This window comes from Helicobacter sp. 12S02634-8, from assembly GCF_002272865.1.
Taxonomy (GTDB): Bacteria; Campylobacterota; Campylobacteria; order Campylobacterales; family Helicobacteraceae; genus Helicobacter_J.
In genome coordinates this window covers 1-6,653 of the sequence record NZ_MLAP01000025.1, presented here as the reverse complement: position 1 = coordinate 6,653, position 6,653 = coordinate 1, and the positions used below count along the sequence as shown (strand labels likewise).

Sequence of the window (6,653 nt, the reverse complement as noted above, 5' to 3'; positions counted from 1 at the left end):
GAATAAAAGAGCTTTTGAATTAAGAGCAAGACCTTGGCATTATTGTTATTTAATACGATTTAAAGTTGATTTAAAAGGTGTTTTTAGAGCTTTAAAAGATGGTTTGAAGAATAGTTAGTTTCAGTTACATTTAAGTCATGATTTGCCACATAAAACACAAGCAGAGCACATCACTTTGATTTTAAGTGTCAACTCACTTTGATTTTATATGACGTTTTATACTTCTATAGACACACTCAAGCAAAAAGCCCTAGAGCCTTATTTTAAAAATCTCATAAACATCATATTCGACTAGATTTCAGTCAGTTCTTAAACAACATTTTAAAACCCTAAAATATATTTTAAAAGATAGTTAGTTTATAACCCCCTACCTCCAATAGAAAGTATTAAATAAACCAATAAGGATAGCTTTGAAACTCTTAAGGATAATTCTGAAACTCTTAACAATAATTCTAAACTTTGAAACACTAAAAATAGAATAATGACAATGTATATGTTTGGATTTAATTGATGGGGATTGATGATCAATTTAAAGTATAAAAAGAAGATTCCCTATCCCTGCATCGACTTACGTTCCCACACCTGAAAGATGCAGTATCATCAGCGAAGAAGAGCTTAACTGCCAGGTTCGGGATGGAGCTGGGTGTTGCCTCTTCTCTATAGACACAAGGAAAAGGGAGTTAAAAGCAATGCCTAAATTCCACACAAGCACAAAGCTAACCTATACCATATATCACTATACAATATAGCTTAGCATAGATCTAAAGTGGATCGATTGCCCTTAACTCCATTTTCCATTACAAGGAGAATCTCCAATAGCCTAAAAACTCATACAACTCCAAAGTGAGCTTGCTTGATTCTCAAAGAAAGATACAAGCACACCACTTTAAAATCTATCAGCCATAGTCATAAAACACATACACTCAATAAGGCAGTGATAACAAATACTCACACGCATTTATCTGTATTAAAATAAAATAAGCCAAACGGTCTATTAGTAGTAGTCAGCTGAATGCATTACTGCACTTACACATCTACCCTATCAAGCAGGTAGTCTTCCTGCGACCTTCAGGGAAAGTTAATCTTGGAGTTGGCTTCCCGCTTAGATGCTTTCAGCGGTTATCACATCCGTGCGTAGCTACCCAGCGATGCCCTTGGCAGGACAACTGGTACACTAGTGGCACGTCCATCCCGGTCCTCTCGTACTAGGGACAGCTCTCCTCAACTTTCCTACGCCCACGGCAGATAGGGACCGAACTGTCTCACGACGTTCTGAACCCAGCTCGCGTACCGCTTTAAATGGCGAACAGCCATACCCTTGGGACCTGCTCCAGCCCCAGGATGCGATGAGCCGACATCGAGGTGCCAAACCTCCCCGTCGATGTGAGCTCTTGGGGGAGATCAGCCTGTTATCCCCGGGGTACCTTTTATCCTTTGAGCGATGGCCCTTCCACACAGAACCACCGGATCACTATGACCGACTTTCGTCTCTGCTCGACTTGTTTGTCTTACAGTCAGGCTGGCTTGTGCCATTACACTCAACTTGCGATTTCCAACCGCAATGAGCCAACCTTTGCAAGCCTCCGTTACTTTTTAGGAGGCGACCGCCCCAGTCAAACTACCCACCAGGCATTGTCCTGCTAGAGGATAACTCTAGCCAGTTAGCAGACAGAAACATTAAGGGCGGTATCTCAAGGATGGCTCCATCTCCACCGGAGTGAAGATTTCAAAGCCTCCCGCCTATCCTGCGCATAATGCTCCCATCGGCAGTGCCAAGCTGTAGTAAAGGTCCACGGGGTCTTTCCGTCTTGCCGCGGGTAGGAGGAATTTTCACCTCCACTACAATTTCACTGAATCTCTGGTTGAGACAGCTCCCATCTCGTTACGCCATTCATGCAGGTCGGTATTTAACCGACAAGGAATTTCGCTACCTTAGGACCGTTATAGTTACGGCCGCCGTTTACTCGGGCTTCAATTCAAAGCTTCGACTTGCGTCTGACTAATCCTCTTAACCTTCGAGCACCGGGCAGGCGTCACACCTTATACTTCCTCTTACGAGTTTGCAAAGTGCTGTGTTTTTGGTAAACAGTCGGGAGGGACTCTTTGCTGAGACCTGATTGCTCAGGCACACCTTATCGCGAACTTACGGTGCTAGTTTGCAGAGTTCCTTAACCAGAGTTCATTCACGCGCCTTAGAATACTCATCTCATCTACCTGTGTCGGTTTGCGGTACGGGCAACCATTGCTAAACTTAGAGGCTTTTCTTGGCACGACGGTATCAGCGATTCTCCTATCGACCCGAAGGTTTCAAGAAGCCTGTAAGGTTTCGAATACAGAGGTGGATTTGCCTACCCTCCAATCTACGCCCTTCGACCAGCACTTCCATCAGCTGGCTCGCTTAACCCTATGCGTCCCCCCATCGCACACAATGGTTGGTATAGGAATATTAACCTATTTTCCATCGACTACCCATTTCTGACTTGTCTTAGGACCCGACTAACCCTACGATGACGAGCATAGCGTAGGAAACCTTAGATTTACGGCGAATATGATTCTCACATATTTTATCGTTACTCATTCCTGCATGCTCACTTCGCATCGCTCCAGCACTCCTTACCGGTATACCTTCAACGCAGATACGAACGCTCTTCTACCACTGTGCATCAGCACAATCTGGAAATTCGGTGTCTATCTTAGCCCCGTTATATTTTCAGCGCGCAATCACTAGACCAGTGAGCTGTTACGCTTTCTTTAAAGGATGGCTGCTTCTAAGCCAACCTCCTGGTTGTCTGAGTAACTGTACATCTTTTTCCACTCAGAATAGAACTTTGGGACCTTATTTGCCAGTCTGGGTTGTTCCCCTTTTGACGATTGATTTTATCACCCACCGCCTGACTCCCAAGATAGGGCAATAGGTATTCGAAGTTTGACAGGGTTTGGTACCGCGGTGAGCAGCCCTAGCCCAATCAGAGCTCTACCCCCTATTGCTATCACTTGAGGCTATACCTAAATATATTTCGAAGAGAACCAGCTATCACTAAGTTTGTTTGGCCTTTCACCCCTATCCACAGCTCATCCCAACCCGTTTCAATGGGTACGAGTTCAGTCCTCCACGAGCTATTACACTCGTTTCAACTTGGCCATGGATAGATCACTTAGCTTCGGGTCTGCAGCATCTGACTGATCGCCCTATTAAGACTCGCTTTCGCTACGGCTTCGCGTTTGCTTAACCTTGCCAGACACCACAACTCGCAGGATCATTATGCAAAAGGCAGTCCATCACCCTGATAAATCATAGGGCTCTGAATGATTGTAGGCAGATGGTTTCAGGTTCTATTTCACTCCGCTCACTGCGGTTCTTTTCACCTTTCCCTCACGGTACTTGTTCGCTATCGGTCAAAGAGTAGTATTTAGGGTTGGAGAGTGGTCTCCCCTGCTTCAGCCCGGATTTCTCGTGTCCTGACCTACTCTGGATCCTGCTACCTATGCATAACTTTTCGCATACGGGGCTATCACCCTCTATGACTGATCTTTCCAAATCATTCTGCTAAGTTATGCAAGTGGATATTGCAGTCCACAACCCCAAGTGCAAGCACTTGGTTTGCCCTTTTCCCCTTTCGCTCGCCGCTACTGGGGGAATCTCGTTGATTTCTTTTCCTCTAGGTACTGAGATGTTTCACTTCCCTAGGTTCGCTCCATTAAAGGTGACTAGCATCTCTGCTAGCCGGGTTGCCCCATTCGGAAATCTATGGATCAAAGCTTCTTGACAGCTCCCCATAGCTTATCGCAGTCTAGTACGTCCTTCATCGCCTCTCTTTGCCAAGGCATCCACCATCTGCCCTTAAAAGCTTATTTCCTATCTCCAAACATTGCACCCATAGACTAAGTCTATAGATACAATGCCTGATCAAAGATCCTTTTAAGTATCGATAAAATTGTATGAATATTCTAGGTTATCACTGCCTTATTGAATGTATGGTCTATCTATCTGATATTAGAAATGATTCCCTCATATCAAAATAAATTTCTCTTACTTCTATAAAACAGAGTAATCGTAGTTTTATTACTATTTTTTAGGCTATTGACAATAATATGTGAAACAACATTTAGACAAAAGTCTAATGCAAATCTTATATCTTCTTATGGGTAGAAGTGAGAAGACTCTGATTAAACTTCTTGTTTGTATCATATCTTTGAGTCTAAGGCTGCTGTATAAGAGAAAGTTATGGTGGAGAATAGCGGGATCGAACCGCTGACCTCCTGCGTGCAAAGCAGGCGCTCTCCCAGCTGAGCTAATTCCCCTTATGGTGGGCTTAAGAGGAGTTGAACCTCTGACCTCACCCTTATCAGGGGTGCGCTCTAACCACCTGAGCTATAAGCCCCTATAACAGTCTCTTATTTCAAATCCATCGATTGAAGTATCAATCTCTGAAAACTAAGCAAGAAAAGAAGTTTCTAATCTATAAAACATCTAATATCAATGATTGAGATAAACAAATATCCCAATATTTCTCTAGAAAGGAGGTGATCCAACCGCAGGTTCACCTACGGTTACCTTGTTACGACTTCACCCCAGTCGCTGCATCCGCCGTGGACGGTAGCCAATTTAGCATCCCGGCTTAAGGCGAATACAACTCCCATGGTGTGACGGGCGGTGAGTACAAGACCCGGGAACGTATTCACCGTGACATTGCTGATTCACGATTACTAGCGATTCCAGCTTCATGTAGTCGAGTTGCAGACTACAATCCGAACTGAGAGATGTTTTTGAGATTTGCTCCGCCTCGCGACATTGCATCTCTTTGTACACCCCATTGTAGCACGTGTGTAGCCCTAGGCGTAAGGGCCATGATGACTTGACGTCGTCCTCACCTTCCTCCTCCTTACGAAGGCAGTCTCCTTAGAGTGCTCAGCCGAACTGCTAGCAACTAAGGACGAGGGTTGCGCTCGTTGCGGGACTTAACCCAACATCTCACGACACGAGCTGACGACAGCCGTGCAGCACCTGTTTTCAGGGTCTAGCAAGCTAGACACTCCGCTATTTCTAGCAGATTCCATCAATGTCAAGCCTAGGTAAGGTTCTTCGCGTATCTTCGAATTAAACCACATGCTCCACCGCTTGTGCGGGTCCCCGTCTATTCCTTTGAGTTTTAATCTTGCGACCGTACTCCCCAGGCGGGATGCTTAATGCGTTAGCTGCATTACTGGAGGGACAAGCCCCCCAACAACTAGCATCCATCGTTTAGGGCGTGGACTACCAGGGTATCTAATCCTGTTTGCTCCCCACGCTTTCGCGCATTAGCGTCAGTAATGTTCCAGCAGGTCGCCTTCGCAATGAGTATTCCTCTTGATCTCTACGGATTTTACCCCTACACCAAGAATTCCACCTACCTCTCCCATACTCTAGAGCAACAGTTTCAAATGCAGTTCTGTAGTTAAGCCACAGGATTTCACATCTGACTTATTGCCCCGCCTACGCGCTCTTTACGCCCAGTGATTCCGAGTAACGCTTGCACCCTCCGTATTACCGCGGCTGCTGGCACGGAGTTAGCCGGTGCTTATTCCTAAGATACCGTCATTATCTTCTCTTAGAAAAGGAGTTTACAATCCTAAAACCTTCATCCTCCACGCGGCGTTGCTGCTTCAGGGTTTCCCCCATTGAGCAATATTCCCTACTGCTGCCTCCCGTAGGAGTCTGGACCGTGTCTCAGTTCCAGTGTGTCCGTTCACCCTCTCAGGCCGGATACCCGTCATAGCCTTGGTGGGCCATTACCCCACCAACAAGCTGATAGGACATAGGCTGATCCTTTAGCGAAATTCTTTCCCCCGTAGGGAGTATCTAGTATTAATCACCGTTTCCAGTGGCTATCCCAGACTAAAGGGCACATGACCTATGCGTTACTCACCCGTGCGCCACTAATCCACCTCTAGCAAGCTAGAGATTTCATCGTTCGACTTGCATGTATTAGGCACGCCGCCAGCGTTCACTCTGAGCCAGGATCAAACTCTCCATAAAAGTTAAGTTTGTCCCTCTCTCTTCGTGTGTCTATAAATCACAAAATAATTATCCCTTAAAGATTCTCACAAGACCTTTGAGGTCATGAGAGTCTAAAAGTAATAAACGAGTTGTATAGATAGTAACAACAAAAAGAGATTTCGTCTTTAATATAATATTGCAATGCATTGCACAAGCACTCACTCTATCTACATCTTTCCCAACATAGCAAATTGCTTTGCTGTGCTTTGGATTGTTGTTTGATTGAAAGAAGGGCTTGGGCTTTGAATCAAATGCTCTATCGGATCAAAAACTCCATTCTCTTGCTTAGATTTCAAAGATCATCACTCAATCAACAAATATTAGAATCTTGTATTTTCAATATATGCTAGGCATATACCCAAAACTCAAAAATCATATCTGAAATCAAGTATAAAGAACAACCAATACAAACAAGCAACACACAATCAAGGACTGACCCTTACTGAAACATTTCAATAAGATCTCCAAGACAGCCATCTGACAATCCAATTCTAACCCTTAACTCATAGATTTCTTATAGAAACCCATCAACCAGAGATAAAAAGAAAAATTATCGGAGAGTTTTATATGCGGCTCACCTGAATGGGATTGGAATATTACAAGCTTATTGCTTAAT

Annotated in this window: 2 tRNA genes and 3 rRNA genes; all 5 read right to left on the bottom strand. The window is 44.5% G+C overall.

Going from position 1 to position 6,653, the window contains the following annotated elements:
* Window positions 1-555: 555 nt before the first annotated feature.
* The 5 genes from rrf to BKH46_RS09000 all read right to left on the bottom strand — a co-directional run bounded on the left by rrf (window position 556) and on the right by BKH46_RS09000 (window position 6,016).
* A 5S ribosomal RNA gene (gene rrf / locus BKH46_RS09020) occupies window positions 556-671 on the bottom strand.
* Between the two features lie 302 nt (window positions 672-973).
* Window positions 974-3,855, bottom strand: a 23S ribosomal RNA gene (locus tag BKH46_RS09015).
* Between the two features lie 371 nt (window positions 3,856-4,226).
* Window positions 4,227-4,302: transfer RNA gene (locus BKH46_RS09010), tRNA-Ala, on the bottom strand.
* Between the two features lie 3 nt (window positions 4,303-4,305).
* Window positions 4,306-4,382, bottom strand: a tRNA-Ile gene (locus BKH46_RS09005).
* A gap of 135 nt (window positions 4,383-4,517) precedes the next feature.
* Window positions 4,518-6,016, bottom strand: a 16S ribosomal RNA gene (locus tag BKH46_RS09000).
* The 16S, 23S and 5S rRNA genes sit together here with 2 tRNA genes alongside, the layout of an rRNA operon.
* Window positions 6,017-6,653: the final 637 nt, after the last annotated feature.